This is a genomic window from Bradyrhizobium sp. 930_D9_N1_4, assembly GCF_052076015.1.
Classification (GTDB): Bacteria; Pseudomonadota; Alphaproteobacteria; order Rhizobiales; family Xanthobacteraceae; genus Bradyrhizobium.
Genome location: NZ_CP197236.1, coordinates 3,023,347 through 3,047,869, shown reverse-complemented (window position 1 = coordinate 3,047,869; position 24,523 = coordinate 3,023,347). Strand labels below are relative to the sequence as shown.

At 64.8% G+C, this 24,523-nt stretch carries 26 protein-coding genes; 7 read left to right on the top strand and 19 right to left on the bottom strand.

Features of this window, described 5'->3' with window-relative positions; all coding sequences use genetic code 11:
- Position 1: 1 nt before the first annotated feature.
- A complete protein-coding gene (locus AB7532_RS13980; protein ID WP_441235360.1) occupies positions 2-1,207 on the top strand; it encodes an amidohydrolase family protein in 1,206 nt (401 codons plus the stop codon).
- A 153-nt stretch (positions 1,208-1,360) separates the two neighbouring features.
- A complete protein-coding gene (locus tag AB7532_RS13975) occupies positions 1,361-1,675 on the top strand; it encodes a hypothetical protein (RefSeq protein ID WP_441239271.1) in 315 nt (104 codons plus the stop codon).
- A gap of 9 nt (positions 1,676-1,684) precedes the next feature.
- On the opposite strand, the gene AB7532_RS13970 is transcribed toward AB7532_RS13975, so the two are convergent.
- Genes AB7532_RS13970 through AB7532_RS13945 form a run of 6 tightly spaced genes read right to left on the bottom strand, consistent with a single transcriptional unit; the run spans position 1,685 to position 6,567 of the window.
- Entirely contained in the window at positions 1,685-2,605 is a 921-nt protein-coding gene (locus tag AB7532_RS13970) for a DUF1932 domain-containing protein (protein WP_441235359.1), read from the bottom strand.
- Positions 2,605-3,474: a hypothetical protein gene (locus tag AB7532_RS13965; protein ID WP_441235358.1), complete on the bottom strand. Its 870-nt coding sequence runs from the start codon at positions 3,472-3,474 to the stop codon at positions 2,605-2,607. Before AB7532_RS13965 ends, AB7532_RS13970 begins: the two co-directional genes overlap by 1 nt.
- A gap of 22 nt (positions 3,475-3,496) precedes the next feature.
- Positions 3,497-4,180 carry a 4-carboxy-4-hydroxy-2-oxoadipate aldolase/oxaloacetate decarboxylase gene (locus AB7532_RS13960; protein WP_441235357.1) on the bottom strand — a complete coding sequence of 228 codons (684 nt, stop codon included), beginning with the start codon at positions 4,178-4,180 and terminating at the stop codon, positions 3,497-3,499.
- A complete protein-coding gene (locus AB7532_RS13955; RefSeq protein WP_011086622.1) occupies positions 4,177-4,890 on the bottom strand; it encodes a PIG-L deacetylase family protein in 714 nt (237 codons plus the stop codon). Before AB7532_RS13955 ends, AB7532_RS13960 begins: the two co-directional genes overlap by 4 nt.
- 52 nt (positions 4,891-4,942) lie before the next feature.
- Positions 4,943-5,827: an amidohydrolase family protein gene (locus tag AB7532_RS13950; protein ID WP_441239270.1), complete on the bottom strand. Its 885-nt coding sequence runs from the start codon at positions 5,825-5,827 to the stop codon at positions 4,943-4,945.
- A gap of 29 nt (positions 5,828-5,856) precedes the next feature.
- A complete protein-coding gene (locus tag AB7532_RS13945; RefSeq protein ID WP_441235356.1) occupies positions 5,857-6,567 on the bottom strand; it encodes a TetR/AcrR family transcriptional regulator in 711 nt (236 codons plus the stop codon).
- Positions 6,568-6,681: 114 nt separating this feature from the next.
- Here AB7532_RS13945 and AB7532_RS13940 point away from each other — a divergent pair, with 114 nt between their 5' ends.
- A complete protein-coding gene (locus tag AB7532_RS13940) occupies positions 6,682-7,662 on the top strand; it encodes a tripartite tricarboxylate transporter substrate binding protein (RefSeq protein WP_441235355.1) in 981 nt (326 codons plus the stop codon).
- Between the two features lie 13 nt (positions 7,663-7,675).
- Complete coding sequence (locus tag AB7532_RS13935) at positions 7,676-8,470, top strand: ABC transporter substrate-binding protein (protein WP_441235354.1); 795 nt, start codon at positions 7,676-7,678, stop codon at positions 8,468-8,470.
- Positions 8,471-8,482: 12 nt separating this feature from the next.
- Here AB7532_RS13935 and AB7532_RS13930 read toward each other — a convergent pair whose 3' ends face one another.
- The gene (locus AB7532_RS13930; RefSeq protein WP_441235353.1) at positions 8,483-9,625 is read right to left on the bottom strand and encodes a mechanosensitive ion channel family protein; all 1,143 of its coding nucleotides are present in this window, start codon (positions 9,623-9,625) and stop codon (positions 8,483-8,485) included.
- Between the two features lie 122 nt (positions 9,626-9,747).
- Between AB7532_RS13930 and AB7532_RS13925 the strand changes: the two genes are divergently transcribed.
- Positions 9,748-10,998, top strand: coding sequence for a DUF763 domain-containing protein (locus tag AB7532_RS13925; RefSeq protein WP_441235352.1), 1,251 nt, complete (start codon positions 9,748-9,750; stop codon positions 10,996-10,998).
- On the opposite strand, the gene AB7532_RS13920 is transcribed toward AB7532_RS13925, so the two are convergent.
- The 3 genes from AB7532_RS13920 to AB7532_RS13910 all read right to left on the bottom strand — a co-directional run bounded on the left by AB7532_RS13920 (position 10,899) and on the right by AB7532_RS13910 (position 13,472).
- On the bottom strand, positions 10,899-12,200 hold the full coding sequence (locus tag AB7532_RS13920) for a cytochrome P450 (protein WP_441235351.1): 1,302 nt from the start codon (positions 12,198-12,200) through the stop codon (positions 10,899-10,901). The genes AB7532_RS13925 and AB7532_RS13920 overlap by 100 nt on opposite strands.
- Before the next feature lie 79 nt (positions 12,201-12,279).
- Positions 12,280-12,603, bottom strand: coding sequence for a hypothetical protein (locus AB7532_RS13915; RefSeq protein ID WP_441235350.1), 324 nt, complete (start codon positions 12,601-12,603; stop codon positions 12,280-12,282).
- Positions 12,604-12,698: 95 nt separating this feature from the next.
- Positions 12,699-13,472, bottom strand: coding sequence for a ferredoxin--NADP reductase (locus AB7532_RS13910; RefSeq protein ID WP_441235349.1), 774 nt, complete (start codon positions 13,470-13,472; stop codon positions 12,699-12,701).
- Positions 13,473-13,628: 156 nt separating this feature from the next.
- Here AB7532_RS13910 and AB7532_RS13905 point away from each other — a divergent pair, with 156 nt between their 5' ends.
- Both AB7532_RS13905 and AB7532_RS13900 read left to right on the top strand, forming a co-directional pair.
- A complete protein-coding gene (locus AB7532_RS13905; RefSeq protein WP_441235348.1) occupies positions 13,629-14,825 on the top strand; it encodes an amidohydrolase family protein in 1,197 nt (398 codons plus the stop codon).
- Between the two features lie 125 nt (positions 14,826-14,950).
- Positions 14,951-15,646: a hypothetical protein gene (locus AB7532_RS13900; protein ID WP_441235347.1), complete on the top strand. Its 696-nt coding sequence runs from the start codon at positions 14,951-14,953 to the stop codon at positions 15,644-15,646.
- A gap of 4 nt (positions 15,647-15,650) precedes the next feature.
- Here the strand turns inward: AB7532_RS13900 and AB7532_RS13895 are convergent, their stop codons facing one another.
- From AB7532_RS13895 to AB7532_RS13855, 9 genes are all read right to left on the bottom strand, one after another.
- Positions 15,651-16,040 carry a hypothetical protein gene (locus AB7532_RS13895; protein WP_441239269.1) on the bottom strand — a complete coding sequence of 130 codons (390 nt, stop codon included), beginning with the start codon at positions 16,038-16,040 and terminating at the stop codon, positions 15,651-15,653.
- Positions 16,041-16,207: 167 nt separating this feature from the next.
- On the bottom strand, positions 16,208-16,675 hold the full coding sequence (locus tag AB7532_RS13890; protein ID WP_441235346.1) for a MarR family winged helix-turn-helix transcriptional regulator: 468 nt from the start codon (positions 16,673-16,675) through the stop codon (positions 16,208-16,210).
- 19 nt (positions 16,676-16,694) lie between these two features.
- A complete protein-coding gene (locus AB7532_RS13885) occupies positions 16,695-17,399 on the bottom strand; it encodes an ABC transporter ATP-binding protein (RefSeq protein WP_441235345.1) in 705 nt (234 codons plus the stop codon).
- The gene (locus AB7532_RS13880) at positions 17,396-18,187 is read right to left on the bottom strand and encodes an ABC transporter ATP-binding protein (protein ID WP_441235344.1); all 792 of its coding nucleotides are present in this window, start codon (positions 18,185-18,187) and stop codon (positions 17,396-17,398) included. The genes AB7532_RS13885 and AB7532_RS13880 overlap by 4 nt, the downstream gene beginning before the upstream one ends.
- On the bottom strand, positions 18,184-20,073 hold the full coding sequence (locus tag AB7532_RS13875; protein WP_441235343.1) for an ABC transporter permease: 1,890 nt from the start codon (positions 20,071-20,073) through the stop codon (positions 18,184-18,186). The genes AB7532_RS13880 and AB7532_RS13875 overlap by 4 nt, the downstream gene beginning before the upstream one ends.
- A 150-nt stretch (positions 20,074-20,223) precedes the next feature.
- On the bottom strand, positions 20,224-21,426 hold the full coding sequence (locus AB7532_RS13870; protein ID WP_441235342.1) for an ABC transporter substrate-binding protein: 1,203 nt from the start codon (positions 21,424-21,426) through the stop codon (positions 20,224-20,226).
- A 49-nt stretch (positions 21,427-21,475) separates the two neighbouring features.
- Positions 21,476-22,060: an amino acid synthesis family protein gene (locus AB7532_RS13865; protein ID WP_441235341.1), complete on the bottom strand. Its 585-nt coding sequence runs from the start codon at positions 22,058-22,060 to the stop codon at positions 21,476-21,478.
- 15 nt (positions 22,061-22,075) lie between these two features.
- A complete protein-coding gene (locus AB7532_RS13860; RefSeq protein WP_441235340.1) occupies positions 22,076-22,969 on the bottom strand; it encodes a UPF0280 family protein in 894 nt (297 codons plus the stop codon).
- The gene (locus tag AB7532_RS13855) at positions 22,966-24,423 is read right to left on the bottom strand and encodes a 6-hydroxynicotinate reductase (protein ID WP_441235339.1); all 1,458 of its coding nucleotides are present in this window, start codon (positions 24,421-24,423) and stop codon (positions 22,966-22,968) included. The genes AB7532_RS13860 and AB7532_RS13855 overlap by 4 nt, the downstream gene beginning before the upstream one ends.
- Between the last annotated feature and the right edge of the window lie 100 nt (positions 24,424-24,523).

The following is a 24,523-nucleotide window of genomic DNA, read 5'->3' as shown; positions in this document are numbered from 1 at the left end:
AATGGCCTTCGACAAAATCTTCCTCAACGCACGCTTCGACGGCGGATCCCGGTATCACATCGCCGTCAAGGACGGACGCATAGCCGCGCTCACGTCCGTCGATGAGACGCCTGCTGCAAACGAGGCCGTCGACCTCGGCAACGCCCTCGTCGTGCCCGGCTTCGTCGAAGGCCACATTCATCTCGACACCAGCTTCTATGGCGACGCCTGGAAGCCTCACAAGCCGTGCCCCAACGGGTTCAACGTGCACGAACGTGTCGCCTTCCAGGCCGAGAACATGGCCGAGGCTGCGCCGATGGATGTGCGCGCACGCAACCAGCTCGATCTCTGTATCGGCCACGGCACCACGCAGATGCGCAGCCACGTCATGGTCGACGGCTCGGTCGGCCTGAAATCGCTCGAGACGATTTTGCGCGTGCGCGAGGAATACAAGGGCCTGATCGACATCCAGCTCGTCGCCTTCCCGCAAAGCGGCATTCTGGCAAGCCCGGGGACACCGCAACTGCTGGATGAGGCCATCGGCCTCGGCGCCAACCTCGTCGGCGGGCTCGATCCCGCGAGCTTCGATCGCGACGTCGAGAAGCATCTCGACGTCGTGTTCGGTGTCGCCGGGAAACACGGCGTCGATGTCGACATCCATCTGCACGACATGGGCACGCTCGGCGCGTTCGAGATCGAACAGATCGCGGCGCGCACGCGCGCGCTCGGCATGGAGGGTCATGTCGCCATCAGCCATGCCTACGGGCTCGGCGATATTTCGGCGGATTACCTCAAGAAGATCGCCGACATCCTCGCCCGCTCCGGCGTCGCGATCATGACCAATGCCCCGGGCGCGCGTCCCTTCCCGCCGATCCTTATTCTGCGCAATGCGGGTGTCACCGTCTTCAGCGGCAACGACAACATCCGCGATTCCTGGTGGCCCTATGGCGACGGCGACATGCTGCGCCGGGCCACCACGCTCGGCTACCGCTCAGGCTTCAACATCGACGAAGAGCTGCGCGTCGCATTCGACGTCGTGACCGCATCAGGCGCCAAAGCGCTGCGGCTCGAAGGCTACGGCCTGCGCGTCGGGGCCAAGGCCGATTTCGTCACCCTGAATGCGGAACATGTTCCCGAGGCCGTCGTCGCGGTGCCGCAGGGCCGCGCTGTCTACAAGGCAGGTATGCTCGTTGCTTCTAACGGGACGATTGTCGGGAAACAGCGCTGATCGCTTGGCTTTTCCGGCCCGATTCACCGTCAATTCGTCCCCAATGCGAGTCCGGTAAAATCCCGGTCCGTAGCTCACCGCGTTGCGAGTCGCCCCCCGCTGCCCCTAACTGGGAGCTGCACTGACCACCGGCGTTCATTGGGGAGTATGGGTATGTTCAGCGCATACAGCAGCATCGACTATCATTCCATGCGAGCCAGCACGCCCGCCGACGCCGCCGCCAAGCGGCTCGACGGCATCGGTCACGTTCTGTCGGATCTGGACCTATCCGCGATCCAGACACAGGGCGACATGACTCGCGCACTCTGGACCCTCGACGCCGCCGCCAAATGCATCCGCGCGGTGCTCGCCGAATTTCGCGCGCAGCCGGCAACCGACCAGCTCGTCCGCAAATCAAGGTATCTGATTGAGCTGATCGAGCAGGCCCGCGGTGAAGTCTTGAACTATCGCGGCACGGTCGTGGCCTGACGCCGCGCGCTACTGCTCGCGCTTGATGCTCGCGAGAATGCGGTCCGCCTCGGTGCGCCAATCGGCGCTGCGCGCGAAGTCCTTCGTTCCCTTCGCACCGAACAAGCCTTCATCAGCGAGATCGGCGACCCAGGCCTGACGCTCGGCCGTCCCCTGCGCGGACCATGGCGTCAGCCCGGCCTCGCGCACGGTCTCGGCCACCTCCCGCACCTCCTCGGCACGGCGGCGGCCATGCTCGATCACGCGCTGGAAGAAATAAGCGCCCTGCTTCTCCCAATTGATAGCTGGAAATGTTTCGGTGAGCGAAGCCAGCACGGCATCCTCGACACCATAGGCGCGCGCGGTCGTAAAACTCTCGATGACCATGGCCTCCAGGCCCTTGATCATGATGCTGCGGCACATTTTGACGGCCGAGGAGACGCCGAGCTTGTCGCAGGCAACCTTCGCCGCAAAGCCGATCGTATTCAGCAGCGGCTCCAGCTCCCTCGCGCCGGGACCGCCGAGCAGCAGCGGCACCTTGATCCGATACGGCGGCACCGAGGTCATCACCGCGCCCTCGACATAGCGCCCCGCCGCGCCGTCGATCAGCGCGGCGGCGCGCTGCTTGGCGCCGGGCGAGGCCGAGTTGAAATCGAGAAACCAGGTGCCCTGGTTGATCGCAACCGCACAGGCCATCGCGACCGGTACGGCCTGGCTCGCCGTCACCGCGGAGATGATGAAATCGGATTTCGCGGTGAGCTCGGCGTGAGACGCCGCAAGCGCAACGCCGAACTTCGCCGCATGCTCCTTCAGAGCAACGCCCTGCTCGCCTTCGAGCTTGATGTCGTAGGCTGAGACCTTGATGTCCTGCTGGCGCAGATCCTCGGCCAGGATCCGGCCGACCTCGCCATAACCAACCAGCCCGATCTGCCACCGCTTCGGATCAGCCATCAATTCAGTCCTCGTGTCGTCTCGTCGAACAGCTCCTCGACCGCATAGCGGCGCGGGATCAGCGCCTGCTGGAAGGCATAATCGACGATCAGCTCCAACGGCTTTCTGTTGGCCTCGATCCCGAACGGCAGAAGGTCCGGCGTTGCCGCAGGACCCGCCTGCACCTTGCTCTGCTTCAGAAGATCATAGATTCCCGCGACGACGCCGGGGCGCGATTTCGCAAGCTGCTCGGTCACGACCACGAGATGATTGACCGGCACGACGCCGCGCCGCGCGTACCATTTGGCGGCTTCCGCGGCGGGATCCGGGAATAGCGATTTCAGCCTGGGATTATCAGAGGCCTCGCCGAGCACGGCGTCGAGCTCGCCGTCGAGCAACATCTGCAAGACTTTTTTGTCTTTCGGCGCACGCGCGGTGGTGTCGACATATTCGGCCACGTGCGGATCCTCGAACGTCACCCATTTGATCTTGTCGAGAGCGACGCCGTAGTCGTTGGCGAGGATGCCCCTGATCCAGGCGCCGGTGGTCGTGGTGAACGAGCGGATGCCGATGCGCTTGCCTTCGAGATCGGACGGCCCGAGCGTTCCCTGCGCAGGATTATAGAGCGCGTAGGAATGCTGGAAGCGGCCCAGCATGGTCGCCGGCAGCAATACCAGCGGCTTGCCGTGCGCCTTCGCCATCAGATAGGTGACGATCGCCATCTCGCAGACGTCGAACGCCTGCTCACGCACCATCGGCTTGAACGCCATGTTGGTCGGCGTGTACGCGATGAAGTCGAGGTCGAACAGGTCGGAGCGGAGCGCGCCGCTCTTCACCGCCTCGACATGAGGATGACTGCCGAGCACGGCCTTCAGCTTGAGACGATCCATCCGCCCGCTCCGCTTGTTGTCTTCAGACATCCTCGGGATTGTCGACATAGACCAGCCCGGCTTTCGCCAGCGTCTCGCGCATGCTGTACATGTCGAGACCGAGCTCGCCCGAGCCAAGCCGCTTGCGTTTGCCGCCCTCGTCCGCGTTGCGCTTCTTCGCCTTCTCGGCGACTTCAGCGGCGTAGCGCTTCGGCACCATGACGACGCCGTCATCATCAGCGACGACGATGTCGCCGGGATCGACGTTGACGCCGGCGCAGACCACGGGGACGTTGACCGAGCCGAGCGTGGCCTTGACCGTACCCTTGGCCGAGACCGCGCGCGACCACACCGGGAAGTTCATCTCGTGCAGCGCTTTGACGTCGCGGCAGCCCGCATCGATGATCAATCCCTGCACGCCGCGCGCCTGAAGCGAGGTCGCGAGCAGCTCGCCGAACATGCCGTCGGTATTGTCGGTGGTGCAGCCGACGACGAGAATGTCGCCCCTCCTGCACTGCTCGACCGCGACGTGGATCATCCAGTTGTCGCCGGGCTGCGCCAGCACGGTGACGGCGGGACCGGCGATCGAGGCGCCAGCCCAGACCGGCCGCAGATAAGGCTTCATCAGGCCGATGCGGCCGTAAGCCTCGTGCACGGTCGAGACACCGTACTCCGCCATGCCGGCGGGATCGGCTCGCTTGATATTGCGAACGACGACCGGCTTCATGCCAGTTCCTCCGCAACCGTCGGGAACAGCCGTTGATAGGCCTCGCCATAGGTCATGGGCACGCCGGTGTTGCGGCTGCCCTGGATGCCGCGGTTGAGTGCGACGCGCTCGTAATAGCCCCACAGATGCTTTTGCGCGGCGAGAATCTGGAACGCCTCGTACTTCTCCTTCCAGACCTCGTCGATCTTGAGCAGCAGGTCCGGCTTGTAATTGCACTGCTCAGGCTGGTGCGGCTCGAACAGGAACACCGGCGGCGCGGAATATTTGTATTGCGCGCCGGGCTTGTGGCCCATGGCCTGCGCGACAACGCGGGTCTCCTGGGCGAAATGCGCCGCATTGGGATGGTCGAAATTATAGGGATCTTCCAGCGCATGCGTCAGCACGAAGCTCGGATTGAGCTCGCGGTAAATGTCGACCATGCGGTCGAAATGCGCCTCGGTGAGCTTGAGCGGATAATCGCCGCAATCGAAGAACTCGATCTCGGCGCCGAGCAGCTTGGCGGCCCGCTCCGCCTCGTCCTTGCGCCCGGCCTTGACCGATTCCAGTGTCGCGCCCTTTTCCTTCCAGGCAAACTGGCTCTCGCCGCGCTCGCCGAAGGACATGCACACGATCTTCATGCGATAGCCCTTCTTCGCATGCAGCGCGATGGCACCACCAGCACGCCAGACGAAATCGCCCGGATGTGCCGTAACCACGAGACCTGTTTTCATGGGAGAACTCCCCTCTTTTCGTTCGTAAGAGAATGATCGATCGCCATCGCCGTCATGCGTCGAACCCGAACAGGCGCGCGGGATTGTCGACCAGGATCTTCTGCTGCAACTCCGGCTCCGGCGCAAACAGCGGGATCAGGTCGACGAGATCACCGTCATTCGGCATCGCCTTAACGTTGGGATGCGGCCAGTCGGTGCCCCAGATGACGCGATCAGGCGCAGTCTCGACGATTTTTCGCGCGAAGGGCACGGCGTCGGTGAAGGGCGGGCCATTCGATGACACCCGCTCGGAGCCGCAGATCTTGACCCAGCATTTCTCATCGCGCTGCATCAGCTCGATCAGAATTTTGAACGGCAGCTGGTCGAGCCCCTCGGAAGCCTTCACCCGGCCCATGTGGTCGATCGTGTAGCTCAGCGGCAGCCTTGCCAGCATGTCGGCATAGTCGGGGAGATCGATCGCGTCGAAATGCAGATCGATGTGCCAGCCGAGCGGCGCGACCATGGCGATGACGCGGTTGAACACGCTCTTATCGGGAACGCCGCCGAGATGGCGGACGAAATTGAAACGGCAGCCGCGAAAGCCGCCATCGTGCAGCACCTGAAGCCCGCGCTCGGTAATGCTGTCGTCGATATTGGCAACCGCACGATAGGCGCCATGGCTCTGCGCGATCGCGTCGAGCGCGACCGTGTTGTCGGTGCCGTGGACGCTGGCATTGACGATGACGGCACGCTCCACCCCGAGCTTGGCGTGCAACGCGCGAAAGTCCTCCAGCGGCGCATCCGGCGGCGTATAGGAGCGGTCAGGCGCATAAGGGTATTTCGCGCCGGGTCCGAAGATGTGGCAGTGCGCATCGCAGGACAGTTTTGGCAGCTTGAACTTGGGCGTGCGCGTGTTGGGATCGGGCGGCGGAATGGTCGGCGTGTACATCATCGTCATCAGGGAACCGCCGAGCGAGACCGCTTCTTTCAAGTCTTGCTGCTCACGACAACCCGCCGCTTCGCCGGCGCGGCCTGATCGAGCGCCGGCGCCTGGAACGCGGCCACGGTGGCCTGCACCAATTGCTCGATGGCGCTGGCGGCATCGCTGCCGTCGGCCTCGCCGCGCGACAGCCGCGAGACGCGATCCGGCGTCACCAGCGAATAATAGAGTGCGCCGAGCAGGAAGTGGCTGCGCCAGACGATGTCGGTACGCGGAACATGCGGCAGGCTCTCGTGGATCGCATCGATGAAGGCGTGACTGGTGTCGTCAAAGGTCTGCGCGATAATTTTTCGCGCGACCTCGTTGCCTTCCGCCGACATCACCGCGCGCAGCCGCGTGAAACGCGCGCCTCCGCCTGCGAGATCGCTGCCCGACGTGAAGGCCGGTGCCACATAGGCCCGCACCACCGCTTCCAGCCGGTCCTGAAGATCGCGCACGCGCTTGGCGGCGGCGAGCAACTCGGAACGGCGGAGGTTCATCGGCCCGCAATGGCGCCGGTAGATCTCCAGCAGCAGGCCGTCCTTGGTCTTGAAATGATAGGTGACGCTGCCGGGATTGGCGCCTGCCGCCTGCGCGATATCGCGGACCGAAACGGCATTGAAGCCGTTGGTGGCGAACAGCTCCTCGGCCGCGACGAGGATCGCCTCGCGCATGTTCGGCTTGCGGACCGTTTCCTTGCTGGTGGGCTTGCGTACCATGTGATTTGTACTATCGTACAAAAGATCAGGTCTCGTCAACAAAAACCATGGGCGACGTCCGGGGCGGCCGAGAGACCGCTGCTAGAAGGCGAATGCCCAACAGGAGTGCTGGGAATGCTGGGTTTGAACAAGACAATCGGCCGTTTGATGCTGGGTGCCGGACTGTTGCTGGCCGGGGGCACGGCACAGGCCGCCGACAATTATCCAAGCAAGCCGGTTCACATCCTCGTGCCCTATGCCGCCGGTGGCGCGGTCGACGTCCTCGCGCGCACGTTGGCCCAGGCGCTGGCGAAGAATTGGGGCCAGCAGCCCGTGATCGACAACCGTCCCGGCGCCGGCGGCATCGTCGCCTCGCAGGCGCTGACGCAGGCCGCGCCCGACGGCTACACGCTGATCCTGGTCGCGAGCGGCCACCCGCTCAACCAGTTCATCTATCCGAGCGTACCCTACGACACGTTCAAGGATTTCACCGCGATCACCGAAGTCGCCTCCTCGCCGCTCGCGATCGTCGTGGCCAAGGACAGCCCCTACAAGACGCTCGGCGATCTCCTCGCTGCCGCAAAGAAGGATCCGGACAAGCTCTCCTACGGCATGTCGGGCAACGGCACCTCGGCACATCTCGCCGGCGAGCTGTTGAAGCACATGTCCGGCACCAAGATCGTCGCGATCCCCTACAAGGGCGGTGCGCCGGCGCTGACCGCCGTGATCGCGGGCGACATCCCGCTCAGCATCAATCCGCTTGCGGAGGCGATCAGCCAGATCGAAGGCGGCCCGGTGCGCGCACTCGCGGTGACCTCGGCCGAACGCTCCAAGGCGCTGCCGAACGTTCCGACCGTCGCGGAATCAGGCGTCCCCGGCTACGACGTCTCTGTCTGGTGGGGCGTTCTCGGTCCGGCCAAGATGCCGCCGGAGATCGTCGCTAAGATCGAAACCGATCTGAAGGCGGCGTTGCAGGATGCCAACGTGCTGTCGACGCTCGGCAAGATCGGCGCTGCTCCGCTCGGCTCGTCCTCCAAGGACTTTGATGCCTATATGCGCGCCGAGGCGACCAAATGGGAGCCGGTGCTGAAGGCCGCCGACATCCGCGCGCAGTGAGGAGGCACTTCACATGAGAACCTCTTCCGGACATTTCGCGCGCACCGCCCTGCTCGCGGTTGCACTCATCAGCCTCATCGGCGCGCCCGCGCGCGCCGATGGCGAAGCCAGGCTGCTGGCGCCGAGCGGCACCCTGCGCGTCGGCATCTATCCGGGCAGCCCGACCTCGATGGTGACGGATGCAGCGGGCAAGCCGCACGGCCTCGCTTATGATCTCGGTGGCGAGCTGGCAAAACGGCTCGGCGTTCCCATCGACTATGTCAGGTTTCAGCGCGTCGCCGACATCGTCACCGCGATCCATGACGGCCAGGTCGACTTCACCGTGACCAATGCCACGCCGGCCCGCGCCAACGACGTCAGCTTTACCCAGCCCGTGCTGGCGATCGAGCTCGGCTTTCTGGTGCCGGCGAACTCGCCGATCGGCAAGGTCGAGGATATCGACAAGCCGGGCGTAAAAATCGGCGTCACCAAGGGCTCGACCTCGGAGCGCACGCTGCCGACAAAATTCAAGAACGCAACCATCGTTCCCGTCGAAAGCGTCAAGCTTGCCGTCGCCATGTTCGGCCGCGGTGAGATCGATCTCTACGCCACCAACAAGCCGACGCTGTTCGAGATGTCCGACCAGATGCAGGGGGCGAAGATCCTCGACGGCAATTGGGGCGCCGAGCACATGGCCATCGCGATCCCCAAGGGGCGCGAGGACGCCCTGCCCCTGCTCAACCGTTTCGTGTCGGAAGAGCAGTCCTCCGGCGCGCTGGATAAGATCCAGCAGCAGGCAGGCCTTCGCGGCACGACCAAGGCCCAGTAACGACCGTTTCGATCAGTTGGGGGCGTTCGCCCGCATCTTCTCCGGCGCGCGACGCTGCAGAAACTCGCTGTCATCACCGCCACCCTGCGGGATCAGGATCGCGCGCTCGCGTGGCAGGGCTTCCGGCATCTCGTCGCGGATGAAGGCGATCAGCCTCTCGCGCATCTCGCAGCGCAGGTCCCAGGATTGCGGCGCATTCCGCGCGCTGACCAGCGCGCGAAGCTCGATGGTGCGCGAGTCCGCGTCGATCACCTGGAGATTGACCACCGCGCCATCCCAGAGCTCCGACTCCTTCACCGCCTCCGCCAGCCAGCGCCGGATGCGCGGGACGTCGGCGCGATAATCGACATGAAACGCAATCACGCCAATCAGTGATGCCGTGTCGCGGGTCCAGTTCTGGAACGGCTTTTCGATGAAATAGGACAGCGGCACCACCATGCGGCGCCAGTCCCACAGCCGGATCACCACATAAGTCGCGGCGATGTCCTCGACCCAGCCCCACTCGTTCTCGATAATCACCGCATCCTCGATCCGGATCGGCTGGGTAATGGCGATCTGCAAGCCGGCGATCAGATTGCTGAGCAGCGGTCGCGCGGCGAGACCGACGATGATACCGGCGGCACCGGCGGAGGCGAACAGGCTGACGCCGTATTGCCTCACCGAGTCGAATGTCATCAAGGCGGTCGAGACCGTGATGATGACGATGATGATGTCGGTGACGCGCTTGAACACGCGCACCTGCGTGACATGCTTGCGCGCGACGAAATTTTCGGTGACGTCACGAAAATTCTGCAAATAGCGCGCCGCGCTCATATCGACGATGCGGATCGAGATCCAGCCGATCAGCGCGATGAAGGCGACGACGAACAGGTTCGTCAGCGGCGTGCGGAACGCATTGTCCAGCGGCGCCAGCGGCAGCACCAGCGCAACGGCGGCAAGACACAATGCGAGCTGTGCCGGGCCCGATGTGCGCTCGACGAACACGCTCAGGAGCGGCAGCCGGGTTCCGACGGTGCGGTTGAACAGCCAGACCGCGAGGCGATACAACGACAGCGCAAGTAGAATCGCTCCGGCGACGAGGCCGAGACCGATAATCCATGACGGTATCCATCCGAACATCTTCTCGATGTCGGCCATAAGAGCCTGCCAGTTCATTCATGTCCCCGGTTGCATTCGCCTCTCGCCAACGCATTCCGCCGCGCTTCGCTCCCGCGCTCAGTGCAACGCAGCATCCCTCTGGTGCAACCGGCGCCGAACTGCGCTATTTCTGGGCAATCATGACTCGACGAACCGGCAGCGCTGATCTTCCCCTGCATTCCGGCCGGGTTCCGCCTTGGCTCGCGAGCCGCATGGCTTCGCTCGGCGCCATCGTCACGCAGGCGATCGTGCATCATTACGGCCGTGATGCGTTCCTTCAGCGGCTCTCGCATCCGTTCTGGTTCCAGTCGTTCGGCGCCGTGATGGGGATGGACTGGCACTCCTCCGGGATCACGACGTCCGTGATCGGCGCGCTGAAGCGCGGGCTCGGCCCGCTCCAGGACGAGCTCGGCATCTATGTCTGCGGCGGCCGCGGCCAGCATTCGCGCAAGACACCGGACGAGCTGTTGCAGCTCGGCGACCGCGTCGGTTTTGACGGCGCCAGCCTGACCCGCGCCAGCCGCCTCGTGGCCAAGGTCGACAGCGCCGCCGTGCAGGACGGTTTTGATCTCTATTTGCACGGCTTCTTCGTCACCGCCGACGCGAAATGGACGGTGGTGCAGCAGGGCATGAACGGCGACAAGCGGCAGGCTCGCCGCTATCACTGGCATTCCGAGGCACTGAAGAGTTTTGTCGATACGCCGCACAGCGCGATCGACGGGCCCCAGCAGGGCGAGATCGTCAATCTCACCGACCATCGCGCCGATGTCTCGCGCAATGCGCAGCTCGAGCTGCTCTCCAATCTCGGCCCCGATCGCATCCTCACCGAATTCGAGCGGCTCACCGGAACCGCAGCCGAGCCGACGCAGGCGATGCTGCCGCATCTGATCATGCCCGGGCATCACGATGTCCGGCCGAAGGACGTGTTCGCGCGGCGCCTGCACGGCACCCTCGCCGCAGCTGCCGAACGCGGCCCCGTCGACTTTCCGGAATTGCTGCTGACGCCCGGTGTCGGTGCGCGCACCGTGCGCTCGCTCGCGATGGTCGCCGAGGTCGTGCACGGCGCGCCCTATCGCTTCAACGATCCCGCGCGCTTCTCGCTCGCCCATGGCGGCAAGGACCGCCATCCCTACCCCGTCCCGATCAAGGTCTATGACGAAACCATCCGCGTCCTGAAAGACGCGGTCCAGAACGCCAAGCTTGGGCGCGAGGAAGAGATGCAGGCGATCAAGCGCCTCGACGACCAGGCGCGGCGGCTGGAACGCACTGCGCACGGGCCGTCGGTCGAGGCCTACGTCGCCGGTGAGCGCGCGGCGTCGCCCGATCTCGACGGCCGCTCCGTGTTCGGCTGGGAGCGCGACATTGCAGCATCGGGCAAATCGACGGGCTGACCGTCAATAACGGGCAATTTCGCAATCATGCGAATCCCCGGCCTCTTGCGCCAGTGAATCTCCGAGGCATCGACCGCAAGGCCCAACCGCGGCCAGCGCGTGAACAGGGCCTGAAGCGCGCAAATCGCCTCGATGCGCGCGAGCTGATGACCCAGGCAGAAATGGATGCCCGTGCCGAAGGACATATGGCGGTTCGGCTTGCGCTCGAGATCGAGCCGCTCGGGCTGGTCGTGCACCGCCGGGTCCACGTTCGCCGCGGCGAGCATTACCATGACGCGGTCGCCCTTCTTCAGCCGCACGCCTTCCAGCTCGATGTCCCGCCGCACATAGCGCGGCTTTGAGAATTGCACCGGCGAGACGAACCGCAAAAACTCCTCCACTGCGAGCCCGGCGCGGCTCCAGTCCTCCTCCAGCCAGTCGCGCAAACCCGGATTCCTCAGCAGCTCGTAGACCGAACCGCTGATGAGATGCGTTGTCGTATCGGAGCCCGCCGCCAGCAACAGGAACACCATCGCTACCATCTCGTCCGGCGTGATCTGGCCGCCCTCGCGCTCGACCTGGACCAGCTCCGCGATCAGGCCTTCGCCGCCCTGCTCACGCGCGACCTGCAACTGCCCTTCGAGGTAACGCCGCATCTTGCGCAGCGCGAACAGCAGGCGGACAAAGCTCGCGACATTCGTCAGCGAGGACATCGCATTGGCCCAGGCGATGAATCTCGGGCGATCGGCCATGGGCAGGCCGAGAAGCTCGGAGATAACCGACAGCGGCAGGATGCGCGCGTAGCGCTCGACCAGGTCGGCCGGGTTCCCATGCTCGAACAGCCTCGCCGCGAGATCATCCGCGATGGCGCGGATACGCGGCTCCATCGCGACGATGGCGCGGCGGCGAAAGGCTTCATCGACGATGCTGCGCAGCCGCGTGTGATCCGGCTCGTCCATGGTCAGCATGTTGTTGGCGATGGTGGTGACGAGCTTTGGCATCCACCAGCGAACGCTCGCGAGCTCGCCGCCCTCCTTGCGCAACGTGAAGGTCGAGCCGTCCTTCAGCACCTGCACGGTGGCGTCGTGGGTCGTGGTGACCCAGACGTTGCCAACGAGGGGAAAGCGCGTCGCGACCACGGGGCCCTGCGCGCGCAAAGCGGCGATGGCCCTGGGCGGATCGCGAAAAAAGGCCTCGCTGGTGAAATCGAGGCGCGGTGCCATGGGGATCACCGGGATGGTTGCTGGCGCCCAGATGGGATGCGACGCAGCCTCTGCAAGGGCCGGAACTCTCGTCAGAGAGCTAGCCGCGCCCCGGCGGGCGCTGGCCTGTCTTGCGCTGCTGCTGCGTGTAGGAGTCCCAGTGGCTCCAGCTGCCAGTGCTGAGGCTCTGCACGTCGGTGCCGAGCGGACGGCGCGTGCGCTTGTCGTGATCGGCGATCACGCGCTCGGACTGCGCGATCTTGCGCTTGAGTTCCCCGATCGATTTCTGGGTCTGGCCGTCACGCTTCGAGGACGCGATCTCGCCCATCGTGAAGCGCGCGGTCTCGAGCGCCTTCAACTCGGCGCGGTTCTTCTTCAACTGGACCCGGTGCCAGGCGATGTTGCTGTCGCTGTCCGCAACCATGTGGGAACTCCGCTGATTCGCTCCCACAGTGTATCGCGCGCCGATTCGGCGCCGCAACGCCCGCCCGACGGCGAAAATACGGTCTTCTGACGCAATCAGCGTTCCGCGAAGGCCTTTTCGACCACGAACTGGGCCGGCTCGCCGTGGTTGCCCTCGACGAAGCCGCGCTCGCCCAGGAGCGAGCGGGTGTCCGCGACCAGCGCCGGACTGCCGCAGATCATGACGCGGTCGTGGGCCGCTTCCAGCCCTGGGAGGCCGATATCGGCAAACAGCTTGCCGGACGTGATGAGGTCGGTGATGCGGCCGCGGTTGCGGAAGGGATCGCGGGTCACGGTCGGATAATAGACCAGCTGAGCGCGAATGCAGTCGCCGAGCAACTCGTCGTTCGGCAGATGCTCGGTGATCATCTCGCCATAGGCGAGCTCCTTCACGTGCCGGCAGCCGTGCAGCAGCACCACCTTCTCGAACCGCTCGTAGGTCTCGGGGTCCTTGATCACGCTCAGGAACGGCGCCAGGCCCGTGCCGGTGCCGATCAGGTAGAGGTTGCGGCCCTCTTCGAGATTGTCGATCACCAGCGTGCCGGTGGCCTTGCGGCTGACGATGATCTCGTCGCCTTGCTTGAGATGCTGGAGACGCGAGGTCAGCGGACCGTCCGGCACCTTGATCGAGAAGAATTCGAGGGTGTCCTCGTAATTGGCGCTGGCGACGCTGTAGGCCCGCAGCAGCGGTTTCTCGCCGACCTTGAGCCCGATCATGGTGAATTCGCCGTTGCGGAAACGGAAGGTCGGGCTGCGGGTGGTCTTGAAGGAGAACAGCGTGTCGGTCCAGTGGTGGACGCTCAAAACGCTTTCCTGATTGAAATTGCTCATCTCACCTTCCCTGTCGCTTCCAATGCGGTTCCGAGGCGGGCAGCTATGCGTCGTTTGTACACGATCATTCGTATACTAATGAATAATCCCGCTTGCTCCCGGGGTCAAGGCTGCCCAAGATCGTGAGCGTTGCAGTTCAGGATAAGGACCCATTCCATGGCGCATGACGCACCCCAGGCCACCGGACCCTCGAAGCTCGTGATCCGGAATATCGGCCTGATCCTGTCCGGCGCGCTGGAAAAGCCGATCCTGGACGGCGACACCATCGTCGCGGAGAACGGCAAGATCACCGCGATCGGCCGCTTCAAGGACGTCAACACCGACGACGCCACCACGATCGTCGAGGCCAACGGCACCACGGTGGCGCCGGGCCTGATCGACAGCCACGTCCACCCGGTCGCGGGCGACTGGACGCCCCGCCAGAACCAGATCGGCTGGATCGACAGCAACCTGCACGGCGGCGTCACCACCATGATCTCCGCCGGCGAGGTGCACATGCCCGGCCGCCCCCGCGACGTCGTCGGGCTCAAGGCGATGGCGATCTTCGCCCAGCGCGCATTCTGGAATTTGCGCCCGGGCGGCGTGAAGGTTCACGCCGGCGCACCCGTCATCGAATGCGAGATGGTCGAGGAGGATTTCAAGGAGCTGGCCGCGGCCGGCGTCAAGCTGCTCGGCGAAGTCGGTCTCGGCGGCGTCAAGGACGGCCCGACCGCGCGCAAGATGGTCGGCTGGGCCCGCAAATACGGCATCCAGAGCACGATCCACACCGGCGGCCCCTCGATCCCCGGCTCCGGCCTGATCGATAAGGACGTGGTGCTGGAGGCCGACACCGACGTGATCGGCCACATCAACGGCGGCCACACCGCGCTCCCCGACGACCAGATCCGCTGCATCTGCGAGGGCTGCAAGCGCGGCCTTGAGATCGTGCACAACGGCAATGAGCGCTCGGCCCTGTTCACGCTGCGCATCGCGCGCGAGATGAACGATCTGCATCGCGTGATCCTCGGCACCGACGCGCCCGCCGGCTCCGGCGTGCAGCCGCTCGGCATTCTGCGGATGGTCTCGATGCTGTCCTCGCTCGGCGATCTGCCGGCCGAGCTCGCGTTTTGTCTCGCCACCGGCAACACCGCGCGGATGCGTCAGCTCGATTGCGGCCTGATCGAGGTCGGCCGCTCCGCCGATTTCGTCGTCATGGACAAGGCGCAGCACTCGGCCGGCAAGACCATTCTGGACAGCGTCCAGCTCGGCGACCTCCCCGGCATCGGCATGACCATCATCGACGGCATCGTGCGCACCCAGCGCAGCCGCAACACGCCGCCGGCCGGCCGGGTGCCGGAGGTGGTGGCGAAGTGACGCAGCCGGAGCGGCTCGCGGCTCCGCCTGTCTCCCTGGAAGCATTGAACAAGTCTGCTGCCTGCTGCGTCTAACGCAGGCAGCCCTCGGCGGCGGCAGTTCATTGCTGGACCATCGAGGACGACATGAAGAATTCGTCGCGGATTGCCGCCGGCGTTGCCGGCGCGGTGGCGGGCTATATCGCGACCTTTGTGCTGTTCTCCCTGCTCGATTTCGGCAACCGCGCCGACCCGATCACGTCCGGTCTGTTGGCGCTGTTCGTCTACTGCCCCATCGGCGCGATCGCCGGCGTGGTCTTTGCCAGCTGGCTGGTGACGCGTTCGGGCAAGGATGCAAGCAATGGCAATGGCAACGTCACGCGCAACAGCCTGAAGTCGCTCGGCGTCGTCGTCCTGCTCTGCGTCACCGGTATCGGCATCTACATTGCGCTCGCCTATGCGACCGCCACGCCCTGGCTCAACCGGAACGGCGCCACTCCCCTGCTCGTCTTCGAGGTTCGCTTTCCGGCCGGCGTAGCCGTGCCGACATCGGCGCAGAGCATCACCATCGAATTGCAGACCGACCTCAACACCATGCCGGGCGAAGTCACGCCCGCCGCTTTCTATCGCGACGGCGACCAGCCCGTCATCGCCGGCGAGGTCGAGCTGGCGTTTCGCACCTCGCACCGGCAGCTCGCCGTCACCATCCAGGGCCAGCCGAGCCGGATCTATCCGATCGATTTGAGCGCCCGCGCGCCGCATACGCCGGAATTCGGCACGTGGCGGCGGCTCGGCGATGGCAGCGAAATCCGCTACCGCGCCAAGTGGTTCGGCAAGACGTAAGGGATCAGCGCTTCTTCGCGATCTCACAACGCACATAGGTCTGACGCTTGTCACGTCCGACCAAGCCGTTCTCCATCACGAGCTTGCCGTCCGCAGCGATGGACACCCGGGGATTGGACCTGAATTTCTCGCCCTCGCCTTCACAGGCGAGCTTCATTTTCCAGCCGAGCTTGCCGTCAGCGGTGATCTCGCTGGCCCGGCACCGCGTCTCGTACCAATAGAGGCGGTTGCCGCCTTCGATGCTCATGCGGTTGGCGCTGTCTTGGTCGCGGCAATCCTTCTTGGTCGACGCCCAGAAACCTTCATAGGGCTGTGCGGCCAAGGCGGGAGCGCACTCGCCCGCGAACGCAGCGCCAAGACTCAAAACCATCGCAAACCGCGTCGCCGCTCTCATGACGAAAAACCTCGATAAACCTTCATCGAGATTAGTCGCCCGATACTGCAGCATGTTCAACAGGTGCCGTAGGGTGGGCAAAGGCGCGAAGCGCCGTGCCCACGATCTTTTTCCTGATTGAGAAAATCGTGGGCACGCTGCGCTTTGCCCACCCTACGAGACCGTCTTCACCGCAGCTTGTTCAGCAGCGCCATCAGCATCTCGCGCTCTTTGGCCTCGAGCGGCGCAAGCGTCTCACGGGTGATGGCGAGCGCATTCGGCGCGACCTTCTCCGCAAGCTGCTGACCGGCGCGCGTCAGGCTGACCAGCAGCCGCCGCCCGTCCTCGGGATCCTGGCTGGTCTCGGTGAGGCCGCGCGCCGTCAGCCGGTCGATCACGCCCTTGATGGTCGCGACATCCATGGCGGTGAGACGCCCGAGCTGGTTCTGGGAGCATGCGCCGGTCTCGGCGAGCTTCGACAGGGCCGCCCATTGCGTCGGCGTGATGTTGGTGCCGATCTCGCGGGAGAAGATCGCGCTATGGCGCTGCCAGACCTGGCGCAGGATGAAGCCGACCTGCTCGTCGAGCACATAGGACGACTTGTTAGGCGATTTGGCCGGCTTGACGCCCTTCTTCACCGCAACGCTTCTCGCCATCCGCTCGCAGCCCCTTCCTTCACAACGACAAATGCGCGTCGCGGATATCCGGACGCGAATCGAGCTCGGCCATGGTGCCGCCGAAACAGATGCGGCCGCGCTCGATGATGTAGGCGCGATCCGAGATCAGCCGCGCGAAGTGCAGATTTTGCTCGGAGACGACGATGCTGACGCCCTCCTTCTTCATGGTCAGGATGGCATCGACCATCTGCTCCACGATCTTCGGTGACAGGCCCTCCGACGGCTCGTCCAGCAGCACCAGCGACGGATTGCCCATCAGCGTGCGCGCGATGGTGAGCATCTGCTGCTCGCCGCCGCTCATGCGGCCACCGGGACGGCCCTTCATCTCGCCGAGATTGGGAAACAGCGCGAACAGCTTTTCGCGGGTCCAGTGCGGCGCATTCGGCCGCTTCGGCTGGCGGCCGACTTCGAGATTCTCCTCCACCGTCAAATCCGTGAAGATGCGACGCTCCTCCGGGACGTAACCGAGCCCCCCGCGCACGATCTCATGCGTCGGACTCACCGAGACGTCCTTGCCCTCGAACATGATGCGCCCGGTCCGTTGCGCCACGAGCCCGACGATCGAGCGGAAGGTCGTCGACTTGCCGGCGCCATTGCGCCCGAGCAGCGCGACCACTTCGCCCTCGCCGACCTCGAAGCCGATGTCGAACAGGATATGCGCCGGGCCATAATGACTGTTGAGCCCCTCGACGGACAGCTTCATGCCGAGGCTCCCTCGCGATGCTCGGCATCGTAAAGCAGGCCTTCCCCGAGATAGACCGCCTGCACCTGCGGATTGCTGCGCACCTCGGCCGGCGAGCCCTCGGCGATCAGCGAGCCCCGATTCAGCACGATGATGCGATCGGCATGCTCGAACACCACGTCCATGTCGTGTTCGGTGAAGAGCACGCCGATCGATTTTTCCCGCGCGATCTGCGCGGTCAGCCGCATCAGATCGACGCGCTCGCGCGGCGCCATGCCGGCGGTCGGCTCGTCCATCAGCAAGAGCTTCGGTTGGTTCGCCAACGCCACCGCGAGTTCGAGCCGCTTGAGGTCGCCATAGGCGAGTTCACCGCAGGGACGATCCGCGTATCCGCCCATGCCGACCAGTTCGAGCAGCCGGCCGGCCTCGCCGCGATCGAAATTCGGCGCCGAGCCGTAGAGATTGAACAATTGCTTGCCGTGCGAGATCAGCGCGACCTGCACGTTCTCCCGGACCGTCATGGTGGCAAAGGTCGCGGTGATCTGAAAGGTACGCCCGACGCCCATCCGCCAGATCTCGCGTGGCTTCTTGCCCGTCGTCTCCTCACCGAGGAGACGGACATGACCGGAGTCAGGCTTGTTCTGGCCGTTGAGCATGTCGAAACAAGTGCTTTTTCCCGCGCCGTTCGGGCCGATCAGCGCCAGGATTTCGCCGGCGCGCAGCGAGAACGAGACGCCGCGCACGGCATGAATGCCGCCATAGGATTTGGTCAGGCCTTCGACCGCAAGCAGTGGGGGTGCGACGCTCATTCGGCAGACTCGATCGGCTTGGCAATGAGAGGCGACCCCGGCGGCGACGCTTTCCTGCGGCGTTGCGCCAGCATCTCCAGCATGCCGACGACGCCCTTGGGGAAGACGACGACGATCAGCATGATGAAGCCGCCGAGCACGAGCTTCGACAGATCGGTCTGGCTGATCAGCCAGATGCTGAGCGCCTTGTAGACGATGGCGCCGATCACAGCGCCCGACACCGTCTCGACGCCGCCGAGCAGCACCATGACCAGCGCATCGACCGACAGCGAGATGCCGAGATTATCAGGGAAGACGCTGCCCTTGAGATAGGCGAACAGCGCGCCGCCGATGCCGGCGGTGGTGCCCGCGATCACGAACGCCGTCCACTGGATGCGCTTGGCGTTGATGCCGATCGCTTCCGTGCGCAGCAGCGAGTCGCGCGTGGCCCGCAGCGCGTAGCCGAACGGCGAGAACACCATGGCCCGCAGCGCGATCGTGACGAGCGCTGCGACGCCGAGTGCCAGCCAATAGAAATTCGACGGGCTTGCCGCCCATTTCTCCGGCCACACGCCGAGAATGCCGTTGTCGCCGCCGGTTACGCTCACCCACTGGAACGCGATCGACCAGACGATCTGCGCAAAGGCGAGCGTCAGCATCGCGAAGTAGACGCCGGAGAGCTGCACCGCGAAGAAGCCGAACACGGCCGCCCCCATGCAGCCGAGCAGCGGCCCGAGCAGCAGGCAGACGATCATCGGCAGCCCCGCCATCTTGGCGAGGAAGGCGACGCCGTAAGCGCCGAGGCCGAAATAGGCGGCGTGGCCGAACGACGCCAGCCCGCCGACCGACATCAGGAAGTGCAGGCTGACGGCAAAGATGACGAAGATCGCGATCTCCGAGCCGACTGTAAGGACATAGTTTCCGGCAAACAGCGGCAGCGTCGCCGCGACGACGAGCGCAGCAAGCGCGGCAAGCCGCTCGTTGGACGTCAGCGGCCGCCAGGGATTGACGGTGAGGCCCGGCGTCTTGCGCGCGGCCGCCTCCGGCTTGCCGAACAGGCCCCAGGGCCGAACGATCAGCACCACCGCCATCACCAGGAAGACCAGGATGATGGAGATCTTCGGAAAGATCAGAATGCCGAAGGCGTTGAGCTCCGAGACAAGCACGGCGGCCACGAAGGCGCCAACGATGCTGCCGAGACCGCCGATCACGACCACGACGAAGACCTCGACGATGATGCGCAGATCCATGGCGTGATGCACCGCATCGCGCGGGATCTGGAGCGCGCCGCCAAGCGCCGCGAGAAAGACGCCGACCGCGAACACGGATGTGAACAGCCACTTCTGGTTCACGCCGAGCGCTGCGACCATGTCACGATCCTGCGTCGCCGCACGCACCAGCACGCCCCAACGCGTGCGCTGGAACAAGAGCCAGAGGATACCGAGCACGACCGGCCCGAGCACGATCAGGAACAGATCGTAGCTCGGAATGTTCTGTCCGAAGAAATCGATCGCGCCGCGAAAGCCCGGCGCGCGGCGGCCGACGAGATCGTCGGGCCCCCAGATCAGCACCACGAGATCCTCGACCATCAGGGTCAGGCCGAAGGTCGCGAGCAGCTGGAACAGTTCCGGCGCGTGATAGATCCGCCGCAGCAGCACCATCTCGACGATGACGCCGATGATGGCCACGGCAAACGCGGCGATGACGATGCCGCCCCAGAAGCCGAAAGTCCCCGCCAGGCGCTCGGTGAGCGTGAAGGCGACATAGGCGCCAATCATGTAGAAGGCGCCATGCGCGAAATTCACGATCCGCGTCACGCCGAAGATGATCGACAGACCCGAGGCCACCAGAAACAGCGACGCTGCGCTGGCGAGACCGGTCAGAAACTGTACGACATAAAAGGCCATCGGCGGTCCGGGTGAGTTAAGTCTGAGTATGTGGCTTCATCCTTCGAGACGGCGCTACGCGCCTCCTCAGGATGAGGTCCGGGACCCTCATGGTGAGGAGCGCGGCAACGCCGCGCGTCTCGAACCACGAGGCCCCGGTCTCTCGTCGCATCAATCCTTCGGACGCAGCTTCTCGACTTCGGCGTCGCTCGGCAGATAGTCCGAGCCCTTCTTGTAGACCGAGTCCACCATCACGCCCTTGCCGTCCTTCAGCGAAGTCTTGCCGACATAAGCCCCGAGCGTCGACTGATGGTCGATCTTGCGGAAGGTGATCTCGCCGAACGGCGACGGCATCGAGAGCCCCTCCGCCGCAGCGATCAGCTTCTCCGGATCGGTCGCGCCGGCCTTCGTCAGGATCGCGGCCGCCGCCTTGATGGTCTGGTAGCCGACGATCGAACCCAGGCGCGGATAGTCGTTGTACTTGGCCTGGTAGGCCTTCAGGAACGCATCGTGCTCGGGCGTCTTGATCGAGTACCAGGGATAGCCGGTGACGATCCAGCCCTCGGGGGTCTCGTCCTTGAGCGGATCGAGATATTCGGGCTCGCCGGTCAGGAACGAGACGACCTCGCGTCCCTTGAACAGGCCGCGGGTGTTGCCTTCGCGCACGAGCTTGACGAGATCGGCGCCGAAGGTGACGTTGAGGATGGCTTCCGGATTGGCCGCGGCAACCGCCTGCACCACCGGGCCCGCATCGATCTTGCCCTGCGGCGGCCACTGCTCGTCGACCCACTGGATGTCAGGACGCTTCTCCGACATCAGCTTCTTGAACACCGCAACCGCCGACTGACCGTACTCATAGTTCGGAGCGATCGTCGCCCAGCGCTTGGCCGGCAGCTTGGAGGCGGCTTCCACCAGCATCGCCGCCTGCATGTAGTTGGAGGGTCGCAGGCGGAACGTGTACTTGTTGCCCTTCGACCAGGTCACGGCATCCGTCAGCGGCTCGGCCGCGAGGAAGAACACCTTCTTCTGGTTGGCGAAGTCGCTGACGGCAAGGCCGATGTTCGACAGGAACGTGCCCGTCAGCATCGCCACGCCCTCGCTCGACACGAGCTCGTTGGCCGCGGTCTGCGCATCCGCCGGCTTGCCGCCGTCGTCCTTGGAGATGACGACGAGCTTCTTGCCGTTGATGCCACCGGCCGCATTGATCTCCTCGACCGCGAGCTGCCAGCCCTTGCGATAGGGCTCGGTGAACGCAGGCAGCAGCGAATAGCTGTTGATCTCGCCGATCTTGATGTCCTGCGCGATGGCCGAATGAGCCATGCCGCCCGCCAGAAGCGCAAAGGCCGCGCCGACGAAATAATTTCTTGCTCGCATCCCAACCTCCAGTTTTGAACTCGCCAAACCCATTGTTTCAGCCCGCCGTCTATTTCAAACCGTCTTCGCCCTTGATCTCCGCAACCGTCAATCCGCCGACGCGCGGCAGCGGACGGCCGCTGTCGGTAACGGCGACCGCGACCATGATCTCGTTGGCACGCGGCGCATCGTTGATCTGCACCTCCATGCCGTCGAAATGGCTGCGCACGAAGGCCGCGTCCTTGTGCCCGAGCGGAATGTCGAGCGTCGTGCCCGGGCCGCTGCGCTTCTTCGACGACGGGATCAGCGCCGCGCCCTTGCTCAGGACCTTGCGCACCGGCGCGCCCATCTTGGGGTGCAGGATCGCGGCGGCATGCTCCAGCTCGCCGTTCTCGCCAACAGCGGCGGCCTTGCCGTAGCTCTGCGCCTTCGCGCCGTCGATGCCGAGCGCCGCCACCGCGCGCTTCGACAGGAGGTCACCGAGCTCCTCGCCGATCGCGATCAGCGGCGAGAGATCCTCGACATATTGTCCGGCAAAGGGGTTCTCGATCACGGCGATCGCCGCGGCGCGACGGGTCGGCGGCGAGACCTGGCGGCCCATCTCCATCTGCGTCTCTTCGACGACGGTGACGATCTTGCGGATGATCGCGCTCATGTTTCGCTTCCCTGTTCAGGCAACCGCGCTCTCCAGCACAAGCGGGCGCGACCGTTGCTCTTCTATATCCTTGGTTCCGATGACAAGCATATCACCACAAAGCCTGAGCACAGCACCCTCGATCAATCCGCGATCGAACAATTGCCGTGCACATTCCGCGCCAGATTCGAGCGCAGTCGCGATCTCTTCCTTCGACAATTCACCGACGCCGCGGGTGACGAGACGCGCGCCGAGATCGCTGTCGGGCTGAAGCTCGTTCGCAGGCTTCCGAAGGATGGCGGGATGCCCGGGCAAATCGACGGCATTGGCAATGATCGTCGCCGCCGCATCGGCTTGCGACGCGCTCGCCGCCAGCACCGTCACCGCGTCGGCGATGCCGAGCGAAAAGCTGCGGCCGTGGCGGCCACTGGTCGCGATGCCGCGCACTGCGTCATTCGCATCGATCCGCATCGCCCGCATCACGCCGTCACGATCGGGCCGGTCCATCAGGCCGACGGAAAAATGCTCTCCGCGGCCGAGATGCAGCGCGATATCACCGCCATTGTTGACATAGACGCGATCCAGCGTCGCCGCGCCCAGCATGGAGCTCAAAATCTCCTCCGCCACGCTGCCCGCAACCGCCGCCATCGGCGTGATGAAGCAATCTGAAGCATAAGGCGCCACAGCGGCGTGCATGCGACGCGCCACTACGCCCTTCAGCGAAGTCTGCGCCTCAGCGCCCCTCCGCAGCTCCAACAATTCCGCGCAGAGCTCGTCGAGCAACCCGGTGAAACGGCGCGCCGCAGCCTCATAGGCTGCGCGCACCTCGCCCGCACGTCCCCTCGCCTCGACGATCAGATCAATCGGTCCATCCTGCAAATGCAGCCGCCGGCCGTCGGACAGCAATGCGATTTGCGGGCGGCGCGTCATGGCCGCGGCCCCGGAATCGGGTTCTGCCAGGGCAACTGGCGGACATCGTCGCCGTTCTGCACTTCGGACAGCGGCTTGACGTAATCCATATGGCCGCCGAGCGCGGCATAGTCGGTCAGCTTCATCGTGAACTCGATCGGCGCGACCAGCGCCGGTGTCGGAACATAGCCGAACGCGCCGGCGGGCATCTGCGTCACATCGACCATGTAGGTGATGCCGCCGCCCGGCCAGACATAAACAGGCGCGCCACCGCTGGTGACCCGCGTCAGCGCGTCCTTGACCGAGCGCGTCAGCCGCACCGGATTGTCGGTGACGCCGGCGCGCAGCGAGCCGCCCGCACCGGCCATGAACAGCACGGTGCAGAGCGCCGGCTCGCAATTTTCCTGGATGCGCTCGACCGAGAATTTCAGGTCGGCGGGCATCTCGGTCTCGACCGGATTCAGGGCCTCGTCGAGCACGTAGTAGGACGAATGCTCGCCGGTCGTGGAGACCATCAGCATCGACAGGCCGGCCTTCGCCTCCTTCTTGTCGAAGGGGCCGAGAATCGCGAGCGGATCGGAAATGTTGGTGCCACCCCAGCCCGTGCCGGGATCGGCGACCTGGAAATAGCGGCCGGGCGTCGAACGCCGCCCCTTCATCTTGATGCCGGTGTCGGCGATGTCGAGCAGCTTGCCGGCCTGGTGCTCCGAGAGCACGCCGGTGATGTGGTCGTCGACCACGACGACCTCGTCGACTTTGCCGAGCCACTGCTTGGCGAACATGCCGATCGTCGCCGAGCCGCAGCCGACGCGCATGCGCTCTTCTTTCATGCCGTTGACGATCGGCGGCTGGCCAGCCTGCACCACCACGCTCGCACCGCCGTCGATGGTGAGCTCCACCGCCTTGCAATTGGCGAGGTCCATCAGCGTGTCGCAGGTGACGCGGCCCTCCTTCTTGGAGCCGCCGGTCAGATGATGCACGCCGCCGAGCGACAGCATCTGCGAGCCGTATTCGCTGGTGGTGACGTGGCCAACGGCCTCGCCCTGCGCGCGGACGGTCGCGGTTTCCGGGCCGAGATAGCGGTCGGTGTCGATCTTCACCTTGATGCCGCAATAGGAGAAGATGCCTTCGGTGACGACGGTCACCATGTCGACGCCGTCGACCGCCGCGGAAACGATGAACGGCGCCGGCTTGTAATCGGGATAAGTCGTGCCAGCGCCGATCGCCGTCACAAACGTGGAAGGCTCGTGGACGATCTTGCCGTCCCAGTCTTCGGTACGGCTGAACGGCACCAGCTTGCCGCCATGCTCGACCGTGCGCTCCAGGATCACATGCGGATCGACGCGGACCAGCTTGCCGTCGTGATTGGCATAGCGGTCGCAGGCGCCCGCCGCGCCCGGCTTGATGTAGCACATCACCGGGCAGGCATCGCAGCGGATCTTGTCGATGACAGCGCTCGTTGTTTCCATCACCATGCCGGAGCCAGCGGATCTGCGGTTATCATTCGTATACGAACGATGGTGCGCGCGGTCCCCAATGCTGTCAAGCGGCGGTGCAGCGCAAAAGATGCCGCTG

What these genes read in the sequence shown, in the direction of transcription:
- AB7532_RS13980 (WP_441235360.1), top strand. Translation starts at nt 2, where the DNA reads ATGGCCTTCGACAAAATCTTCCTCAACGCACGCTTCGACGGCGGATCC.
- AB7532_RS13975 (WP_441239271.1), top strand. Translation starts at nt 1,361, where the DNA reads ATGTTCAGCGCATACAGCAGCATCGACTATCATTCCATGCGAGCCAGC.
- AB7532_RS13970 (WP_441235359.1), bottom strand. Translation starts at nt 2,605, where the DNA reads ATGGCTGATCCGAAGCGGTGGCAGATCGGGCTGGTTGGTTATGGCGAG.
- AB7532_RS13965 (WP_441235358.1), bottom strand. Translation starts at nt 3,474, where the DNA reads ATGGATCGTCTCAAGCTGAAGGCCGTGCTCGGCAGTCATCCTCATGTC.
- AB7532_RS13960 (WP_441235357.1), bottom strand. Translation starts at nt 4,180, where the DNA reads ATGAAGCCGGTCGTCGTTCGCAATATCAAGCGAGCCGATCCCGCCGGC.
- AB7532_RS13955 (WP_011086622.1), bottom strand. Translation starts at nt 4,890, where the DNA reads ATGAAAACAGGTCTCGTGGTTACGGCACATCCGGGCGATTTCGTCTGG.
- AB7532_RS13950 (WP_441239270.1), bottom strand. Translation starts at nt 5,827, where the DNA reads ATGACGATGATGTACACGCCGACCATTCCGCCGCCCGATCCCAACACG.
- AB7532_RS13945 (WP_441235356.1), bottom strand. Translation starts at nt 6,567, where the DNA reads ATGGTACGCAAGCCCACCAGCAAGGAAACGGTCCGCAAGCCGAACATG.
- AB7532_RS13940 (WP_441235355.1), top strand. Translation starts at nt 6,682, where the DNA reads ATGCTGGGTTTGAACAAGACAATCGGCCGTTTGATGCTGGGTGCCGGA.
- AB7532_RS13935 (WP_441235354.1), top strand. Translation starts at nt 7,676, where the DNA reads ATGAGAACCTCTTCCGGACATTTCGCGCGCACCGCCCTGCTCGCGGTT.
- AB7532_RS13930 (WP_441235353.1), bottom strand. Translation starts at nt 9,625, where the DNA reads ATGAACTGGCAGGCTCTTATGGCCGACATCGAGAAGATGTTCGGATGG.
- AB7532_RS13925 (WP_441235352.1), top strand. Translation starts at nt 9,748, where the DNA reads ATGACTCGACGAACCGGCAGCGCTGATCTTCCCCTGCATTCCGGCCGG.
- AB7532_RS13920 (WP_441235351.1), bottom strand. Translation starts at nt 12,200, where the DNA reads ATGGCACCGCGCCTCGATTTCACCAGCGAGGCCTTTTTTCGCGATCCG.
- AB7532_RS13915 (WP_441235350.1), bottom strand. Translation starts at nt 12,603, where the DNA reads ATGGTTGCGGACAGCGACAGCAACATCGCCTGGCACCGGGTCCAGTTG.
- AB7532_RS13910 (WP_441235349.1), bottom strand. Translation starts at nt 13,472, where the DNA reads ATGAGCAATTTCAATCAGGAAAGCGTTTTGAGCGTCCACCACTGGACC.
- AB7532_RS13905 (WP_441235348.1), top strand. Translation starts at nt 13,629, where the DNA reads ATGGCGCATGACGCACCCCAGGCCACCGGACCCTCGAAGCTCGTGATC.
- AB7532_RS13900 (WP_441235347.1), top strand. Translation starts at nt 14,951, where the DNA reads ATGAAGAATTCGTCGCGGATTGCCGCCGGCGTTGCCGGCGCGGTGGCG.
- AB7532_RS13895 (WP_441239269.1), bottom strand. Translation starts at nt 16,040, where the DNA reads ATGAGAGCGGCGACGCGGTTTGCGATGGTTTTGAGTCTTGGCGCTGCG.
- AB7532_RS13890 (WP_441235346.1), bottom strand. Translation starts at nt 16,675, where the DNA reads ATGGCGAGAAGCGTTGCGGTGAAGAAGGGCGTCAAGCCGGCCAAATCG.
- AB7532_RS13885 (WP_441235345.1), bottom strand. Translation starts at nt 17,399, where the DNA reads ATGAAGCTGTCCGTCGAGGGGCTCAACAGTCATTATGGCCCGGCGCAT.
- AB7532_RS13880 (WP_441235344.1), bottom strand. Translation starts at nt 18,187, where the DNA reads ATGAGCGTCGCACCCCCACTGCTTGCGGTCGAAGGCCTGACCAAATCC.
- AB7532_RS13875 (WP_441235343.1), bottom strand. Translation starts at nt 20,073, where the DNA reads ATGGCCTTTTATGTCGTACAGTTTCTGACCGGTCTCGCCAGCGCAGCG.
- AB7532_RS13870 (WP_441235342.1), bottom strand. Translation starts at nt 21,426, where the DNA reads ATGCGAGCAAGAAATTATTTCGTCGGCGCGGCCTTTGCGCTTCTGGCG.
- AB7532_RS13865 (WP_441235341.1), bottom strand. Translation starts at nt 22,060, where the DNA reads ATGAGCGCGATCATCCGCAAGATCGTCACCGTCGTCGAAGAGACGCAG.
- AB7532_RS13860 (WP_441235340.1), bottom strand. Translation starts at nt 22,969, where the DNA reads ATGACGCGCCGCCCGCAAATCGCATTGCTGTCCGACGGCCGGCGGCTG.
- AB7532_RS13855 (WP_441235339.1), bottom strand. Translation starts at nt 24,423, where the DNA reads ATGGTGATGGAAACAACGAGCGCTGTCATCGACAAGATCCGCTGCGAT.